Source organism: Microcystis sp. BLCC-F210 (genome assembly GCF_042134685.1).
Taxonomy (GTDB): domain Bacteria; phylum Cyanobacteriota; class Cyanobacteriia; order Cyanobacteriales; family Microcystaceae; genus Microcystis; species Microcystis aeruginosa_D.
On sequence record NZ_CP169647.1, the window covers coordinates 3898500 to 3915492 of the forward strand.

18 protein-coding genes are annotated in these 16993 nt (G+C 42.1%); 9 read left to right on the plus strand and 9 right to left on the minus strand.

Features of this window, described 5'->3' with window-relative positions; translation table 11 throughout:
• The first annotated feature begins 300 nt into the window (after positions 1–300).
• The 4 genes from ACE3JL_RS18905 (at position 301) to ACE3JL_RS18920 (ending at position 2616) form a co-directional block, all read left to right on the plus strand.
• Entirely contained in the window at positions 301–858 is a 558-nt protein-coding gene (locus ACE3JL_RS18905) for a Panacea domain-containing protein (RefSeq protein ID WP_271987882.1), read from the plus strand.
• A complete protein-coding gene (locus ACE3JL_RS18910) occupies positions 851–1243 on the plus strand; it encodes a hypothetical protein (protein ID WP_375328121.1) in 393 nt (130 codons plus the stop codon). The genes ACE3JL_RS18905 and ACE3JL_RS18910 overlap by 8 nt, the downstream gene beginning before the upstream one ends.
• A 232-nt stretch (positions 1244–1475) precedes the next feature.
• Positions 1476–2003: a hypothetical protein gene (locus tag ACE3JL_RS18915; RefSeq protein WP_375328122.1), complete on the plus strand. Its 528-nt coding sequence runs from the start codon at positions 1476–1478 to the stop codon at positions 2001–2003.
• Positions 1990–2616 carry a hypothetical protein gene (locus ACE3JL_RS18920; RefSeq protein WP_271987889.1) on the plus strand — a complete coding sequence of 209 codons (627 nt, stop codon included), beginning with the start codon at positions 1990–1992 and terminating at the stop codon, positions 2614–2616. Before ACE3JL_RS18915 ends, ACE3JL_RS18920 begins: the two co-directional genes overlap by 14 nt.
• Before the next feature lie 305 nt (positions 2617–2921).
• Here ACE3JL_RS18920 and ACE3JL_RS18925 read toward each other — a convergent pair whose 3' ends face one another.
• From ACE3JL_RS18925 to ACE3JL_RS18945, 5 genes are all read right to left on the minus strand, one after another.
• On the minus strand, positions 2922–3263 hold the full coding sequence (locus tag ACE3JL_RS18925) for a type II toxin-antitoxin system PemK/MazF family toxin (protein ID WP_043996813.1): 342 nt from the start codon (positions 3261–3263) through the stop codon (positions 2922–2924).
• Positions 3263–3508 (minus strand): hypothetical protein, encoded by a 246-nt coding sequence (locus ACE3JL_RS18930; protein ID WP_002739747.1) that lies wholly within the window; start codon positions 3506–3508, stop codon positions 3263–3265. The genes ACE3JL_RS18925 and ACE3JL_RS18930 overlap by 1 nt, the downstream gene beginning before the upstream one ends.
• A gap of 76 nt (positions 3509–3584) precedes the next feature.
• Positions 3585–4847 carry an NAD(P)/FAD-dependent oxidoreductase gene (locus ACE3JL_RS18935; protein ID WP_375328123.1) on the minus strand — a complete coding sequence of 421 codons (1263 nt, stop codon included), beginning with the start codon at positions 4845–4847 and terminating at the stop codon, positions 3585–3587.
• Entirely contained in the window at positions 4844–5803 is a 960-nt protein-coding gene (locus tag ACE3JL_RS18940; RefSeq protein ID WP_375328124.1) for a hypothetical protein, read from the minus strand. The genes ACE3JL_RS18935 and ACE3JL_RS18940 overlap by 4 nt, the downstream gene beginning before the upstream one ends.
• Positions 5803–7263, minus strand: coding sequence for an MBOAT family O-acyltransferase (locus ACE3JL_RS18945; protein WP_375328125.1), 1461 nt, complete (start codon positions 7261–7263; stop codon positions 5803–5805). The genes ACE3JL_RS18940 and ACE3JL_RS18945 overlap by 1 nt, the downstream gene beginning before the upstream one ends.
• A 162-nt stretch (positions 7264–7425) precedes the next feature.
• Between ACE3JL_RS18945 and ACE3JL_RS18950 the strand changes: the two genes are divergently transcribed.
• A complete protein-coding gene (locus ACE3JL_RS18950) occupies positions 7426–8397 on the plus strand; it encodes an FkbM family methyltransferase (RefSeq protein WP_375328126.1) in 972 nt (323 codons plus the stop codon).
• Positions 8398–8532: 135 nt separating this feature from the next.
• Here ACE3JL_RS18950 and ACE3JL_RS18955 read toward each other — a convergent pair whose 3' ends face one another.
• Positions 8533–8958: a hypothetical protein gene (locus ACE3JL_RS18955; protein ID WP_375328127.1), complete on the minus strand. Its 426-nt coding sequence runs from the start codon at positions 8956–8958 to the stop codon at positions 8533–8535.
• Between the two features lie 71 nt (positions 8959–9029).
• Positions 9030–10028: a UDP-glucose 4-epimerase GalE gene (gene galE, locus ACE3JL_RS18960; protein WP_375328128.1), complete on the minus strand. Its 999-nt coding sequence runs from the start codon at positions 10026–10028 to the stop codon at positions 9030–9032.
• A gap of 69 nt (positions 10029–10097) precedes the next feature.
• Here galE and pap point away from each other — a divergent pair, with 69 nt between their 5' ends.
• The 3 genes from pap (at position 10098) to purN (ending at position 12621) form a co-directional block, all read left to right on the plus strand.
• On the plus strand, positions 10098–11591 hold the full coding sequence (gene pap, locus ACE3JL_RS18965) for a polyphosphate:AMP phosphotransferase (RefSeq protein ID WP_375328129.1): 1494 nt from the start codon (positions 10098–10100) through the stop codon (positions 11589–11591).
• 110 nt (positions 11592–11701) lie between these two features.
• On the plus strand, positions 11702–11986 hold the full coding sequence (locus ACE3JL_RS18970) for a hypothetical protein (RefSeq protein WP_158200771.1): 285 nt from the start codon (positions 11702–11704) through the stop codon (positions 11984–11986).
• A complete protein-coding gene (purN, locus tag ACE3JL_RS18975) occupies positions 11983–12621 on the plus strand; it encodes a phosphoribosylglycinamide formyltransferase (protein ID WP_271992829.1) in 639 nt (212 codons plus the stop codon). Before ACE3JL_RS18970 ends, purN begins: the two co-directional genes overlap by 4 nt.
• Before the next feature lie 51 nt (positions 12622–12672).
• Here the strand turns inward: purN and ACE3JL_RS18980 are convergent, their stop codons facing one another.
• The gene (locus ACE3JL_RS18980) at positions 12673–13257 is read right to left on the minus strand and encodes a Uma2 family endonuclease (RefSeq protein ID WP_375328130.1); all 585 of its coding nucleotides are present in this window, start codon (positions 13255–13257) and stop codon (positions 12673–12675) included.
• Positions 13258–13303: 46 nt separating this feature from the next.
• On the minus strand, positions 13304–13891 hold the full coding sequence (locus ACE3JL_RS18985) for a Uma2 family endonuclease (protein WP_375328131.1): 588 nt from the start codon (positions 13889–13891) through the stop codon (positions 13304–13306).
• 321 nt (positions 13892–14212) lie between these two features.
• Between ACE3JL_RS18985 and ACE3JL_RS18990 the strand changes: the two genes are divergently transcribed.
• Positions 14213–16933, plus strand: coding sequence for a valine--tRNA ligase (locus ACE3JL_RS18990; protein ID WP_375328132.1), 2721 nt, complete (start codon positions 14213–14215; stop codon positions 16931–16933).
• Positions 16934–16993: the final 60 nt, after the last annotated feature.

Consider the following 16993-nt stretch of genomic DNA (forward strand, 5'->3'; position numbering starts at 1 on the left):
CGGAACCCTTGCGGGTAAAGCGTTTTGGCAGAGGACAATTTACAACCGAGATGTGACCGCTATAGATTGCGCCCCACTCACCCTTTGCATTTTTAAATATAAGCTCGTCTAACATATCACTGCACCCGACCTTATGCTAGACTTTGACCAGTACCCAAAGCTACTGACGGCGGGTGAGTTCAACCGTTATACTTCAGGACATCGGACTTTTGTAATGCTTTGTCAAAGCACTGATGGCTGATAAAGCATGAGGGTTTACAATGAAGTTGTACTAATGTGAGGCACTCATCCAGAATGCTTATGCCCATCCAATTTCGGTTTCATCCAGAGAAAGCTGTTGAAGCCGCAGCGGTGCTTTTAAAACTGCATGGTAGGCCTATGAAATATTTAGGCTTGCTTAAGATGCTTTACATAGCTGACCGTATTGCGCTAAAGCGGATGGAGCAACCCATTACTGGTGATCATTATGTATCTATGGACTATGGTCCTGTCCTCAGTGGTGTCTATGACTTGATCAAGGGGAAACCCATTGATAATGCTTTACCTCTCTGGTCTAAGTTCATTTCTCCTAGCAATGAGCATCTTGTTTCCCTGTTGAATGATCCAGGAAATGCAGATCTTTGTGAGGAGGAAGAGAAAATCATTCAACAGGTTTATCAAAATTTTGGACATCTTGATCCTTTTCTAGTTGCTGAGTGGACTCATGACCTCCCAGAATGGCAAGATCCTCATGGCTCAGCCATTCCGATTGCGGTAGAGGATATCCTAAAAAATGTGGGTAAGAGCGACGAGGAAATAGATGAAATTCAGCAAGAGGCTGTCCGGGAGGCTTATCTAGATGAGGTTTTGAATGGCTAGCATCACCATCAATCTGGGAGATGCATTTTTACTGGATACCCCTCCCAATAGTGAACATCTGTATATCGCCATTGCACAAACTTCTGAAAGTACCTACCTCTTTGTTAATGTCACTACCCGCAGACCTAATTCTGAAGCGACCTGCGTCCTCATGCCAGGTTCGGGCGTGCCGAACTTTGTAGTCCATGAGTCTGTGATCGCTTACCAATATGCCCGCGAAATGAATGTGACTCAACTAGCTGGATTGATTACTGCTGGTAGTCCGATTCCAAAAGGATCTTGTTCGGCGGCTGTTCTGGCTCAGATTCAGCAAGGTGGTCTAGTCTCCAGTCGATTGAAGAATAAGTATAAAACCGCCCTCAAAGCTTTCTTGGGAATACCGTAAGGTTGTGTTGAGCATTGAGTTCCGAAAAACTGAAGTCTAACAACCGCGTTGCACCTGACTTGATAAAGCGATCGGTAATAAGCTAAAATTGGTAAAAGCAGGTGAACTAAACCGTTATGCCGCTCAATCCTCGGAGATAACCTCTATGTTGTGTCTCGGTTTTTGACTTGGAGCAAAAGTGATCATACTTAGTGATATTGTTGATAGCAGCTTTCCTGTGCGGGGGTAGAAAATGACTGGTGAAGAGCTAGAGCAACTGAGAAAGATAACTTTGTCACCTAATCAATCCCAAAGTGGAGCGATCGTAAAGCGGGAAGCTCAATCTGACATCCAAGTTTACAAAGAGATTCTGGGTGAAAGGTTTGCTCTGGCGAAAACAGCGGAAGAATTTGAGAGACTGATAGAAGTGAGACAAAAAGTTCAGGAATTGGATATAGCGTCTAGACGACTTGACTATGCAGAGAAATCAGCGGAAATTCAACTTCAAGAAGCGAAACAAAAAGCCCTGTTTCAACGTAGTCAACAAGTTGTAGCTAGTCTTATTTCAGTTAGTATTGGAATTTATTTTATACAAGCTGTTCCCTTGGCAGGATTACTATTTTTAATTCTAGGATTAGCTAGACCTTTAGGTTATTCTTTGGGAGAAATAAGTAGTCTTTTGGATGGATTAAAAGGGTTTCTCAAGGACTCAGATGAGCTTCTATCCAACGGTAAAGAGCAAGAGATGGAATCTGAGGAGGCCAGAGATGCAAGACCCTAAGCTAGAAGTAGTCAGTACATTTAAGTATGAAAAGCGCCTTAGGATTTTTGTTGCAATATATCTTTCAATGCTCCTGCTTGTGATAGCTGGTGTGTTGGTAAAAGTCGATATGGCTACTGAATTGCAACAGGTTTTAGTTGTTATTTTGGGCTTAATAACAATCGCTACTCTTGACGCATTTAGAAAAGCTCTAGAAAACGCATCTTCGTCTGTGGCAAGTACATTTAATCAGATTGTTGTTCAAGAAGGAGGATTTTATGTTAATGGAGGATATTACGTTAATGGAAACATAAATCAAGGAGGTGAGAGAAAACAAACTCTTGCTGAGGCTGCTGAGGAGATTCAGCAACTTCTAATACAGTTAGAGAAGTCAAACCCTACTGCTACTGATACTGAAAAAGTAGCTTATGTTAATGATGAGACTCCTCCTGCTTTAAAGTCTCGTGTAGCCAGTGCTGTAAGGGCTGGTGGTGTATCTGCTGTCGAAACTATTTTAGATAATAGTGCTTACGGTAACGTCGTTAGGGCTATTTTCAAAGCTTGGCTATCTTCAGAAGAACCTGGCAGCCGCAGCATAACAACCCCGGTGCAGCAGACTGACTCAAATTCTTAGTCTATTGCAAAAGTGCGATGCCGAAGACACTGCGTAGCAGCACGCTATCGCTGTAGGGTGCGTTCCCTAATCTGGCTCCTACTGCTCCACCGATCGATTTTTGGGAACGCACCATGCACATTTATTGAGGCTGTGAGTTTAAGTGCAATGCCGAAGGCACTGGTTAGTCTATCGGCGCGTTACGAGGGCAAGCCTAATCGTAATCAAATTCAGAATGGTACAGTCACACGAAGGGGGCATTGGAACAGTGGAAGAATGCAAACTAAAACCTGGGCTTGGAGCGCAAATTGGTGAAACTATCTTCATTACAGTCCCATTAGGATTCTCAGTCTGTCTTCAACCAATGCCAGGGTTTCTGAGGATACAGTTCCCCATCGCTTCTCAAGTCGTTCTACTGATATTGATCTTACGTCCTCGCACTTGATAAAACTTGGCATTTTCACTCCTCCCTCTGGAGGTTCCACTTTTAGGTGAAAAGGGATTCCTTTGTCTTTAGAAGTTACTGGCAAAACAACAACTAAGCCAGATGCACCCTGATTAAACAGGTCTGCTGAAATCACTAAACATGGACGCTTACCAGCCTGTTCATGCCCCCTTACTGGATTAAGGTCTGCTAGCCATATTTCTCCTCTGGTAATTTCTGCCACTACCCTTCTACTCCATCAGCGAGAGTTTGCTCCCATGTCTGCCTTTCAGAAATTTCCTCTTGCCATAAAGTCTCATTCTTCCTTAAGGCGGCGAAGGCTTCATTCGCTTGAACTAGAAAAACATATCTGCGATAATTTTCGATGGCTTTGTCTAATACTGTTGGGAGCGTATCCCCAGAGGAGTCAACGAGTGCTAACAGCGTTTTGTGAGCAGCCTCACTAATGCTAATTTTTAATTCAGGCATACTTTTCTCTCGTAGCTTGTGTAGGGCTATTGTAGCCAATTGTGTAAGGACTAACAACCTGGTTGGAACTGATTATTTATTCTCCCTTTTGCCTTTTTCCTCTCCTGATATGTAGCCTATACTCAACGGATTTAGTATTAGATAACACCTGTGAATAACGGAGTCGGAGAAGAATTTTTTTTGCCCAATGTTGAAACACTTTTAACTGATGGCGTTGGCTGGGTAAACGCAGAATATAGACAAAGCGACGCATTATATCAGCCAATCTACCAGTAATATTAATGCCAAAACTGGAAACAAGGGCTGATTGTTTACCCAGGGTTAACATATCACCTAAATGCAGATAATAATAGGGTTGGGGCGATTTTTTTCTGATTACTGCCGAGATATTTTTGGCTACCACACTGGCTGCTTGATAGGCTGCCTGTGCTGTGGCAGGAATTACCTGTTTACTAGGATAAATTTCGGCTAGATCCCCAAGGGCAAAAACTTCGGGATAGTCGATTAATTGTAAACTGGAACGGGTTAATAATTTGCCTTGTGCTGTTTTCTGACAATCTAAATTATTGATCCAATCCTGTGCTTGGGTTCCTGCTGTCCACAATAATAAATCAATGGGGATAACTTCATTTGTATTATCTTTAAATACGGTTATGGAATTAGCGGTAACTTCCTTTAATCCCATGTTTAAATAGAGACTAACATTCTTGGCTAAAAGGGAACGACAGGAAGCAATACGCACCGATTTAGGGAAGTTTTGCAGTATTTCCTCATTCCTTTCCACTAGATGAACTTTGCCTTTTTTTCCTAAACGATCAGCCACCTTACAGGCTAATTCTACCCCATTGGGACCGCCGCCAATAATTGCTAAATCAATTGAGGATTTTCCTTGAGTTTCTAAGTCATGAATTGCCGTTTGTAATCTTTCTACATCCTCTAAACTCCGAAAAGTTAGCCCATAATCAGCTAACCCCAGTATAGCTGGCCAACGATTCCGCACTCCCACCGCTAAAACGAGGTAATCATAATCTATAACTTCCTCATTTTCTAAATATACTCGATGATTGTTTAAGTCAATATTACTGGCTTTTTGAGGTTTTAAATTAACCTGAGTTCCTGTTAATAATTGACGGTAGGAGGGGGCAATTTCCCAGCGTTGCAATTCTCCTGTAATCAGTTCATAGAGAAGGGGAGTAAAGAGAAAATGGTCTTTTGGTTCGACTAAAGTTAGTTGCCATTGACCTGATTTTACTGCTGTTAATCGACTCAGATCGAGTGCCGTGTATAACCCTCCAAAACCACCGCCGAGAATGCAAATCTTAGTTATTGGTTTATTCATGGATTTTTATTCTCAGTTGTGTTTAGGATGGGTTTCAGTTCCGAAACTAATTGTTCTGAACGAATAATTCTTGCTGGAGGCAAAAGATGATAGTGAGTGTCAGCAAAAATGGTAGAATCGGTCTTAACATTCAAGTCCTTTGGGTCGTAAATTGTTGGCACAACCCGACTTAATTCTTCGGCAGATTTGCGAATATTAGCAACGGTTTTATCATCATTCTTAGCATAAACCCAGGGCAAAGAAACCACTAAAGTCGCTCCTTTTGCTTCTAAGTCTTTCTTGAGTTTTTCAAGCAATTTAATCGAGTGAGGAGAAGCAGGAGTATCAAAGGTCATTTGCCACCATTTCCCTGTTCTTTCCTTAACTATAGTCGGATCACCTGTATTAGTAATTGGATCGGAAAGATAACCCGTCATTCTGCCTTTAGTGAATAAATCAACCGTGGATTTAGTAACTGCACGCATCCCCGGAATACCTAATAACCAAGTATCCTCGATCATGGTTTTTAAAGGTATTCCACCTAACCCCGGTTTGCCAATAGCGACGCTAAAAGGTGCGGATCCCCAAAGTCCTTCCCCGCGATTAAAACCGTCCTCGTCCATGAGCATGAGATATTCAGGAATCAGCAGAATTACGTCCCCTTGACGTGCTTTTTCGAGAATCATAGCAGCAATGACATTTAACCCGATGTCCCCCTGTAAACCGAAGTTAACCACCGGAATTCCCAATTCTTTGGCCATTAATTCCGAATTTATGGTATAATGCGCCCCCGATCCTGCCGTGACGATTAAACGCCGCGGTCCTTTGATCCTAGCTGCGATCGCTGATTTTTCTTCGTACATCATCCGCAACCAGCTTAATTCGCCGCCGTAGATGACATTATAAACAAAGCCGAGGGACCAAGCGACTCCCAGAGAAGCTAACCAGGGGAAAATGTTAAAGGATTTAGTATTCATCAGAATTCAAAGTAAATAAAGTCACCGGTATTAGTGGAAGCTAGGAGAATAGTTAAACCTAGCAATATTTTAGACAGCCAAGGCGATAACAATAGTTCATATTCAAACTTTTTCTGAGCAATAGCCAGATGTTCGAGGATTAAAACAATGATACCAAGAACTAAAGCGACGCTTAAAACTGCTCCTTGATTGAGACTATAGGAACTAAAAATCTCTCCCATATTAGCTAAGGAATAATTGAAAGGATTGGCAATAACCAGAATTTTGCCGATTAATCTTCTGGTGTTAATCTCCATGAAAAAGAGACAACCAAAAATGACAGCCAATTGCGTTAAAGCCCAGGAGACAATTTGCGGCTGAGAAACGTATTTTCCGACGAAAGCATAGAAAGGTCGGCCTAGATAACGCAGTAATAATAATAATGCTCCGTGGTAAGCACCCCAAAAGATAAAATTCCAAGCTGCACCGTGCCAGAAACCTGAAAGAGTAAAGGTAATGAATAGATAAAAAGGCGCCCAACTTTTATTGGAACCCATCAGGGGTAAAAACACATAATCTCGAAACCAAGTGCTGAGGGTAATATGCCAACGTCGCCAAAATTCGTTAATACTTTGGGATGTGTAGGGAGCTAAAAAGTTTAATTCCAATCTAATGCCGACAAAATAGGCTAAACCAACAGCAATAAAGCTATAACCGCCGAAGTCAAAATAGATTCTCAGGGTGAATAAAAAGGCCTCAAACCAGATATACCAAGCATTATCGATCATTTTATCTAATTCGATGTAGGGAGCTAGGTTATCGGCGAGGACAAATTTCATAAATAAACCGAGGGAAAGCCAACGCAACCCCTTCTCGAAGTTTTCTCCTGTAAATTTGAGGCGAAAGGATTCAATTTGTGGTAATAAATCCCGGCGACGCTCGATCGGACCTGCGACAATTTGCGGGAAAAAGGAGATAAAATTGACATAATCGAGGACGGCTAGGGGTTTCTTTTTCTTTTCTCGTAGAGAGTCCACCACGAAAGCCACCATCTGGAAGGTATAGAAGGATACCCCCGGTGGGATTTGTTTGGGGACGGGAATTGGGGAAAGTTCCTGCCAGTTGGGGGGGAGGGAAACGAATAATCCGATGATTTCCTCGACAAAAAAGCCGAAATACTTGAAGTAGGCAAGGACAAGAATATCGATGACGATAACGATAGTGGCTAGGAGATTCGCCTTCCAGCCGCCTATTTTCAGCACTAGCCAGACCATAATGTAGTTAAAGGCTAGGGAAACGATGAAAACGAGGAAACTGGTACGACTAGCGTAATAAAATAGGATTAGGGACAGTGCCGCTAATCCAACCCCATCAAAAACACCTCGCCAGAGATTGAAGGACTTCGCTATATAGCGCGCCGTTAAGAAAGGAACGCTAAAAAGGATTAATATCCACCAAAATATAAAATCAGAGTAATTCAAGGCTTGTTAACTCCTGATGGTCTGTGTTACCTTGTCTGAGATGGGCTTCCTGACTTCTGATGCTCAGAGACGAGGGATTTTCTTGACAAGCCTATCAAACTTTGTCAGACTTGTCCATAAAATTACCCCCAGCAACCCTCAAGAATTGAGGCTAGACAAGCAATGCTTTATCAAAAACTGTTAGATGCACATAAACGCTATCGGCAATTTAAGACTTATCCTCATATTGCTGATCAATACTGGTCTAGTCAGTTGGCAGAGCATAATATTAGTCCTAATTATGTGGAATATGATGCTAAATCTGGTCAACTTTTTTATAAACCCTTGGGGATCAGTTTAAGCAAAAATAAGCAAGATTTCCTCTTGGGTAGTAAGGTTTTTAACAAAGCTAACGCATTAAAAGCTCTAGCCGATTGTAAATTTTATATCGATGAGCAACAGGAATTAATTATCGAGATTGATGGAGTTAAGCTAATTATCGAGACGGGGCAGGATTTAGATATCGCCCATGAAATTTTCCTTTTAGGTGTATATAATTTCCTCTATGATAAGCCCTGTGTAGCGATCGATATTGGGATGAATACGGGTTTTGCTAGTCTCTTTTTTGCCAATCGAGCTAATGTGAAAGCTGTCTATAGTTACGAACCTTTTAAGGCTACCTACGACCAAGCTTTAAGAAATTTTGCCCTCAATCCTAATCTAGCGGAAAAGATTAAAGCTTTTGATTATGGAGTCGGCGATCGGGATGAAATTATTCAAGTCGAATACGATTACACAGTGAAAGGTAGTGTTGGTATTTCTGGTATTGATAACCAATTAAAACCTTTTGCCTCGAAACGAACCGCTACAGCTGATTTAATTATTAAACCTTGTACCGATGTGTTTAAAGGTATTACCTCTGACTATCCCGATAGCGATATTGTTGCCAAGATTGATTGTGAAGGTTCCGAATACGAAATCCTCGATTCTTTAGCGGCAACTGGTCAATTAGGACAGATGAAAATTATCATGATGGAATGGCATAAAAAGGGTCCCGATGCTTTAGTCAAACATCTGCAAGACTTCGGTTTTATCATCTTTTCCCGAATGCCTCGCAGTAAAAATGTCGGCACTTTGTATGCAATTAAACCGTAAAGTATAGGAGTGAGGTGATGGGGAAATGGGCAAATGGGGAAATGGGCAAATGGGCAAATGGGGAAATTTCCACTAATACCCCAAAACCCCAACACCTTCTAACTGATAACTGATAACTGATAACTGATAACTGCTTTACTGTGCTTGACAATAGGTGTTAAAAGCTTCGCCAGTTTCTTTTTCTAATTTGCCAGCTTTTCTGACCTTTTCCTGTGCCAATTTTGCCCCGTTTTTATTGCGAGTTTCGATCACTTGAATTATTTCACGAGTGGCAGTGGCATAATCTTCATAGACTTGAGCGAAAGCGATTTTATATTTATCTAGTTCAGGATCCTTCACTGCTAATTTTTTCATATTTTCCGCAGCCTGTTCGATTTTATCGGCGGCTAATAGCCAACTTTTTTGGTCAATTTCTGTCCCTTGAACCTTGGTTAAGGATTTGGTTTCTTGGGCGACTTCGTTGGCAATCCTATAGATTTTTTGACATTGAAACTGTTTACTATCAGCACAACTTGCTAAAAAAGTCAAGCCTATAAATGTTAAGATTATTTTGTTATTCATAGCACTGTATTCGAGAGGATTCTAGAGAAGCTTATAGCAGTAAACTATCAGCCTCTAGTAGTTTTTTACTGTTAAGCGTGTCTTTTTTGATGCCAATTCCAAGCGTGTTCAACTATTACCTTGAGATCGGCATATTGGGGATGCCAACCGAGAACCTGTTTAGCTTTATCACTACTGCCGATTAAAATGGGGGCATCACCTGCCCTTCTGGGACTTTCGATGACGGGAATATCTAAACCAGTTACCTCTTTCGCTGTTTCAATCACTTCACGCACAGAAAAACCGTTACCATTGCCCAAATTAAACACATTACTTTCGCCCCCATTTAAGAGATATTCTAAGCCTAAAACGTGAGCCTGGGCCAAATCATTAACATGGATATAATCCCGCACAGCAGTGCCATCGGGAGTATCATAATCTGTGCCGAAAATTGACAGGGAATCTCGTTTTTTCAGAGCAGTTAATAAAGCTAGGGGAATTAAATGGGTTTCCGGTTGGTGATCTTCCCCTAATAAACCACTGGGATCAGCCCCTGAAGCATTAAAATAACGGAAAGCCACCGATTTTAAACCATATGCTGGATCAAAATCCCTAAGAATTTGTTCCACCATTTCCTTACTGGCAGCATAGGGACTGAGGGGATGATGAGGGTGACTTTCCGTCATCGGAATTTCCTTCGGCATTCCATAAATGGCACAGGTGGAAGAAAAAACAAATTTCTTCACATCGGCAGCGATCATCGCTTGCAAAAGAGTCAGACTACCACTAACATTATTTTGATAGTAAATGGCTGGTTCCTGCACCGATTCCCCCACGGCAATAAAAGCGGCAAAGTGCATGACGGCGGCAATATCACGACTAGCAAATAAATTATCCAGCAGCGATCGATCCCTAGTATCACCGACAATTAACTCAACTTTTAATATATCCTTAATGATTTCGGCGTGACCGTAGGATAAATTATCGAGTACGATGACGGAATAACCGGCATTTTTGAGCGCTAGAACTGCATGGGAACCAATATAACCCGCACCGCCAGTAACGAGAATCGTAGGTTTAACTTGAGACACGCGATCATACCTATTTGAAATTGACTTGTCTATAACTTTATACCCTAATTTTGCTTTGAGTTGACCATCATGTTAAGTCCCCTCGATCTATCTCTTTCCCTTGACAAAGAAACCTATCAATCACAAATTAAAGATTTAATGGAACAACTGCGATCGCTACAGCAGTCCTGTTGGGAATGTAAATTACCCGTGGTGGTGGTTTTGGAAGGTTGGGCGGCGGCGGGGAAGGGAACTTTAGTCAAAAAAATGGTTAACTATATGGATCCTCGCGGTTTTACCGTCCATCCAATTTTAACCCCTTCCCCCCAAGAGGAAAGTTATCCGTTTTTGTGGCGATTTTGGCAAAAACTGCCAGCAAAAGGCAGCATCGGCATTTTTTATCACAGTTGGTACACCCATCTACTAGAGGATCGACTCTTAAACAAATTGCCCTCCTCCCAGATTCCCCTAGTCATGCGCGATATCAACACCTTTGAGCGACAATTATTTGATGATCGGGTTGCGATCGCTAAATTCTGGATTCACCTCAGTCAAAAGGAATTAAAGTCACGCATCAAAGAATACGCCGAAAATGAACTAGAATCTTGGCGCGTGCGTCCAGAAGATTGGCAGCAGGCCAAACGTTATGATGAGTATGCCAGTTTAGCCGAGGAAATGATTACCTACACTAGCACGGGGGCCGCCCCTTGGATATTGGTGGAGGGCAACTGTCAACGTTGGGCCCGGGTAAAAGTTCTCTCCCAATTAGTCGGTACGATCGCTCAAGCCTTGGATCAGCGCCAATTACCGATCGAACCTCCTGTCAATCTACCACCCCAAGCCCAATTACTGCCCACGGAACCCGATTATCTGGGGAGAGTGGACTTAAGTTCCAAATTGGAAAAAGAAGACTATAAAATCCGTTTGCGTCAAGCACAGGTAGAATTAAGAAAACTGCAATTAGAGATTTTTCAGGCAAATATTCCCGTTTTAGTCCTCTTTGAAGGGTGGGATGCCGCCGGTAAGGGAGGTGCGATCAAACGCTTAACCGATACCCTCGATCCTCGCAGTTATCAAGTGATTGCCTTTGCTGCCCCGACGGAGGAAGAACACCGCTATCATTATCTCTGGCGCTTCTGGCGCAAATTACCCGCGGCCAAAACTATCGGTATATTCGATCGCAGTTGGTATGGACGGATTTTGGTGGAGAGAGTGGAAGGATTCGCTAAAGATATGGAGTGGAGACGGGCATATCAAGAAATTAACGAATTTGAGGCACAATTAACCAATTCAGGCTGTGTTTTAGTCAAATTCTGGTTACATATTAGCCCCGAAGAACAGTTAAATCGCTTCAACGAGCGCCAAACTAACCCCTATCGTCAGCATAAACTCACCGATGAAGATTGGCGCAATCGAGAAAAACAGCCCCTCTACCATGTGGCAGTTAATCACATGGTAGCTCGTACTAGCACCCCCGTCGCTCCTTGGACGATTGTAGCGGCAAATGACAAGTATTTCGCCCGCGTTAAAGTCATAGAAACAGTAATTGCCGCTATTGAAACCGGTTTGAAACAACGGGGATAGGGGATGGGATGGGGATTTTTTCGATTCCCCTCCCTTAACCCTGATGTGCTGAGAAGCAGAGTCGAGAACTTTATTGAACGTTTTCAATATCCACCAGAGGAGAAACAATCATGAATCTCAATGAGTTGCCAGGGGCCGAGATCATCTTACCCGGACTGAGGGATCTTCACAATGGGGAGTCCAATACCATTGGGGCGTTGCTAGTTGCGATCGCAGCGACGCGCCTAACGGAAGTCGGTTTCGATATCCCTAAAAATCACCTAGCTTCAGAGCCTGAGCTAACCTTGTATGCCTATCTCCAAGAGGAACGGGATGATGCTTATTCTTACTATAATGCTTTGCTGAATCGCCTCAATAGCTTTTGCAATGCACTCGAACTCGCTTATAAAATATGATGACAATTTCCCCAAGTTTAATTTCTCCCGATCTTAGTTTGGCCGATATTCCCCTAGAGGAAACCCTCTCTTTAGGAGTGATGGCTTCTGGTAGTGGTTCCAATTTTGCTGTTTTGGCAGCAGCGATCGCAAAAAAAAAGCTAAATGCCCGGATTTCTGTCCTCATCTACAATAATCCCGATGCCAAGGTAAAAGAAAAAGCCGCTCACTACAATATCCCCGCGATTTTCCTCGATCATCGTCAATTTAAACCCAGAGAAGAACTCGATCGGGCAATAGTCGAAACTTTCCAAGAATACGGCGTAAAATGGGTAATTATGGCGGGCTGGATGCGAATTGTCACCCCGGTTTTACTGGATGCTTTTCCCGATCGCGTGATCAATATCCATCCTAGTTTACTACCCAGTTTTAAAGGTGTGCGTGCCGTGGAACAAGCTTTAGCGGCAGGGGTAAAAGTGACCGGATGTACTGTGCATATTGCTCGCGCGGAGGTAGATAGTGGACCGATTTTAATGCAAGCAGTGGTTCCCATTCTCCCCGATGATACCGCGGCCAGTCTCCACGAACGCATTCAAGTGCAAGAACATCGCATTTTCCCGGTAGCGATCGCTTTAGCGGCGAAATTGAGCCTATAGAGATCGATTTCTCGACTTTCTTGGCGAGAATACTGGCAAAAAAACGAAAATTCAAGGCAAATCGTTAAATATCACTCCTTCGTAAATTTCCTGAAAACTGAGAGTAAAATTGACATAAGTTAAAGATAAACTGGCATTTTCGCCCTCATATTCCGTTAATAACCATTTATTTTTTTCAGTTTTGTTATACTGCATGATATAGGGACGACTTTGACTAATGAGAATATATTCTTGAAATTCCGGCAGCGAACGATAATAGAGAAATTTATCGCCCTGGTCATAATTTTGAGTTGATTTTGAGAGGACTTCTACTATTAATCTGGGATTGGTAACAGTTGTCTTACCAGTTTCATAATAAATCGGTTCTCCCTCAATTAGCATCACATCGGGATAGGTTGCTTGACGATATTGCGCTATCCATAATTTCACATCACCGATAAATATTTTATAGTTAGACTGTGGTAACTTTAGGCGTAAATAAAAGTAAAAATTACCTGCAATTTTATTATGATCGGTAGTGCCTCCTGTCATCGGTACGATTTCCCCATCTTGATACTCATTTTTATAGTCTGCCGTTTCCTCTAGTTGTAAATATTCGGCAAAGCTATAGGTACTTTTATCGGTGGCTAGGGTCATAATTGATTAATTCTTTGGTTAATTTAAGCTGGTTTAAACAACTGGTTTAATCATTGATTATATTAAAAGTAACTCCTTCGTAAATTTCCTGAAAACTGAGATCAAAATTGACAGAAGTTAAAGATAAACGGGCATTTTCGCCCTCGTATTCCGTTAATAACCATTTATTTTCCTCAGTTTTATTATACTGCATGACATAGGGACGACTTTGACTGATCAGAATATATTCTTGAAATTCCGGCAGCGAACGATAATAGAGAAATTTATCGCCCTGGTCATAATTTTGAGTTGATTTTGAGAGGACTTCTACTATTAATCTGGGATTGGTAACAGTTGTCTTGCCAGTTTCATAATAAATTGGTTCACCCTCAATTAGCATCACATCGGGATAGGTTGCCTGACGATATTGCGCTATCCATAATTTCACATCACCGATAAAAATATTATATTTCTGTCCTTTGAGGGCAAATTTTAAATAAGCGGCAAAATTAAGAGCAATTTTATTATGATCGGTAGTGCCTCCTGTCATCGGTACGATTTCCCCATCTTGATACTCATGTTTATAGTCTGCCGTTTCCTCTAGTTGTAAATATTCGGCAAAGCTATAGGTACTTTTATCTGTGGCTATGGTCATAATTTAAGTAGCTGGTTATAATTAAATTAAAAATGGATTTTAGGTTCGATCCCCCCTTAATCCCCCCTTGATAAGGGGGGCATCTGAAAGTTTTTAATACCTACCCACTTATTGATTGAGTCCCTCAATTGATTATAGCAATTATTATACTGGTGAGATACAAAAAAGTTACCATAAATTAGCTATGTTTACCCCTGCAAAAGATAACAGCTATCTTAATAGGACTCTTGAAAATTTTTAGCCGGCAACTAAACAGGAATTTGATTTCTCCCAAATGTGGGACAATTGACAAAGAACTAAGAATTGTAGAATCCCCCCATCATGACCTCGGAATTATCGAAGCAATACGATCCCAAGATCACAGAAACGAAATGGCAGCAATATTGGGAAAATCAAGAAATATTTACAGCCAACCCCGAAAAAGGCGGCGAAACCTACTGTATAGTCATTCCCCCTCCCAATGTTACCGGTAGTCTCCACATGGGTCACGCTTTCGAGAGTTCCTTGATTGATACACTTGTTCGCTACAAGCGTATGACCGGCAAAAATACCCTCTGGCTGCCCGGCACGGATCACGCTAGTATTGCAGTACAAGCTATACTCGATCGCCAATTAAAAGCCGAAAAAACCGACCGTTATCAACTAGGAAGGGAAAAATTCCTCGAACGCGCTTGGCAATGGAAAGAAGAGTCCGGTAGTACCATTGTTAATCAACTGCGACGCTTGGGGGTATCCGTCGATTGGACGCGGGAACGTTTCACCATGGACGAGGGACTTTCCCATGCTGTTCGTACTGCTTTTATCAAACTCTATGAGGACGGATTAATCTATCGCGGTCAATACTTAGTTAACTGGTGTCCCGAATCCCGGTCGGCCGTTTCCGATTTAGAGGTGGAAAACAAGGACATTGAGGGAAATCTCTGGTATTTTCGCTATCCTCTTAGCGATGGTAGCGGTTATCTTCAAGTAGCCACCACAAGGCCCGAAACCATGCTCGGTGATACTGGTGTCGCTGTCAACCCGCAAGACCCCCGTTATCGCCATTTAATCGGCAAAACCGTCACTTTACCGATAATGGGGCGAGAAATCCCGATTATTGCCGATGAATTAGTGGATCCCCAATTCGGTACCGGTTGCGTCAAAGTTACGCCGGCCCACGATCCCAAGGATTTTGAGATGGGTAAACGCCATAATTTAGCCTTTATTAATATCATGAATTTAGACGGCAGTTTAAACGAAAATGCCGGAATATTCGCAGGTCAAGATCGTTTTGTTGCCCGCAAAAATGTCGTTAAAAAACTCGATGAAGACGGTTTTTTAGTTAAGATTGAAGCCTATCGCCATAGCGTCCCCTATAGCGATCGAGGTAAAGTTCCCGTGGAACCCCTTTTATCTACCCAATGGTTCGTTAAAATTGAACCTTTAGCCACAAAAGCTTTAACCTGTTTAGATCAGGAAAACTCGCCCCGTTTTGTGCCAGAAAGATGGACAAAAGTTTATCGTGATTGGTTAGTTAAACTAAAAGATTGGTGTATTTCTCGACAACTGTGGTGGGGTCATCAAATTCCCGCTTGGTATATTATCAGTGAAACTAACAACGAAATTACTAACCATACTCCCTTCGTCGTTGCTCAGGATGAAACCTCCGCTTTAGCTAAGGCCAAACAGGAGTATGGAGAGGATATAATTATTCAACAAGACCCCGATGTTTTAGATACTTGGTTTTCCTCGGGATTGTGGCCATTTTCGACTATGGGATGGCCAGAAAAAACCCTTGATCTAGACACCTATTATCCCACCACAACCCTCGTCACCGGTTTTGATATTATCTTTTTCTGGGTGGCCAGAATGACGATGATGGCGGGGTATTTTACGGGACAAATGCCCTTTAAAGATGTCTATATTCACGGTTTAGTTAGGGATGAAAACGGCAAAAAGATGTCTAAATCTGCCAATAACGGCATCGATCCCCTAATTTTAATTGATAAATATGGAACCGATGCTTTACGATATACCTTAATCCGAGAAGTGGCAGGAGCAGGACAGGATATCAGTCTGCAATATAACCGTAAAACCGATGAATCGGAATCCGTAGAAGCGGCCCGAAATTTTGCCAATAAAATTTGGAATGCTTCCCGTTTTGTGATGATGAATCTGGAGGGAAAAACCCCAGAAGAATTGGGAGAACCAGCTTTAGAAAATTTAGAATTAGCCGATCGCTGGATTTTATCTCGTTATCATCAAACAGTGCAAAAAACTAGAGATTATCTAGAAAATTATGGCATGGGAGAAGCGGCAAAAGGTCTATACGAATTTATCTGGGGCGATTTCTGTGATTGGTATATCGAGTTAGTGAAAACTCGTTTATGGAAGGATAAAGAATCGGTTTCCTGTGCTACAGCAAGGCAAACTTTGGCTTTTATCTTGGCAGGGACATTAAAATTATTACATCCTTTTATGCCCCATATTACCGAAGAAATTTGGCATAATTTAACCCAAGAAAATCAGCAGGTTTTGGCTTTAGAAACCTATCCAATAGCTGATAGTTCTCTGATCGATCTAGACTTAGAAAATACTTTTGAGTTATTAATAGAAAGTATTCGGGTGTTGCGTAATTTGCGGGCCGAAGCGGGGATTAAACCGGGGGCAACGATTACGGCAATTTTACAGACAGAAAACAGCCAAGAATTAGCTATTTTGCAACGCGGACAAGTGTACTTAAAGGACTTGGCCAAGATCGAAAACTTAATTTTGACGACCAAATTAACCGAGGAAGTCAATCAAGCGATCGCTGGTGTTGTCGCTACGGTAGAAATCCTCATCCCCCTGTCCGGATTGGTTGATATATCGGTATTGGCCGGGAAATTAGCGAAAAATTTAGCTAAAGTGGAAGGGGAAATCAAGAGTTTGAGCGATCGCTTGAATAAACCTAGCTTTGTCAAAAAAGCTCCCGAAGCTTTAATCCAAAAAACGAAGCAAGCTTTAGCAGAGTCCGAAAAACAAGCCCAAATTCTCCAAGAACGCTTAAAACGTCTGCATTAAGGGAGGCAGGGGTTATTTTGGGGATTTTCCGAAAAATAGGGCAGTTTTCAGACTACCCTA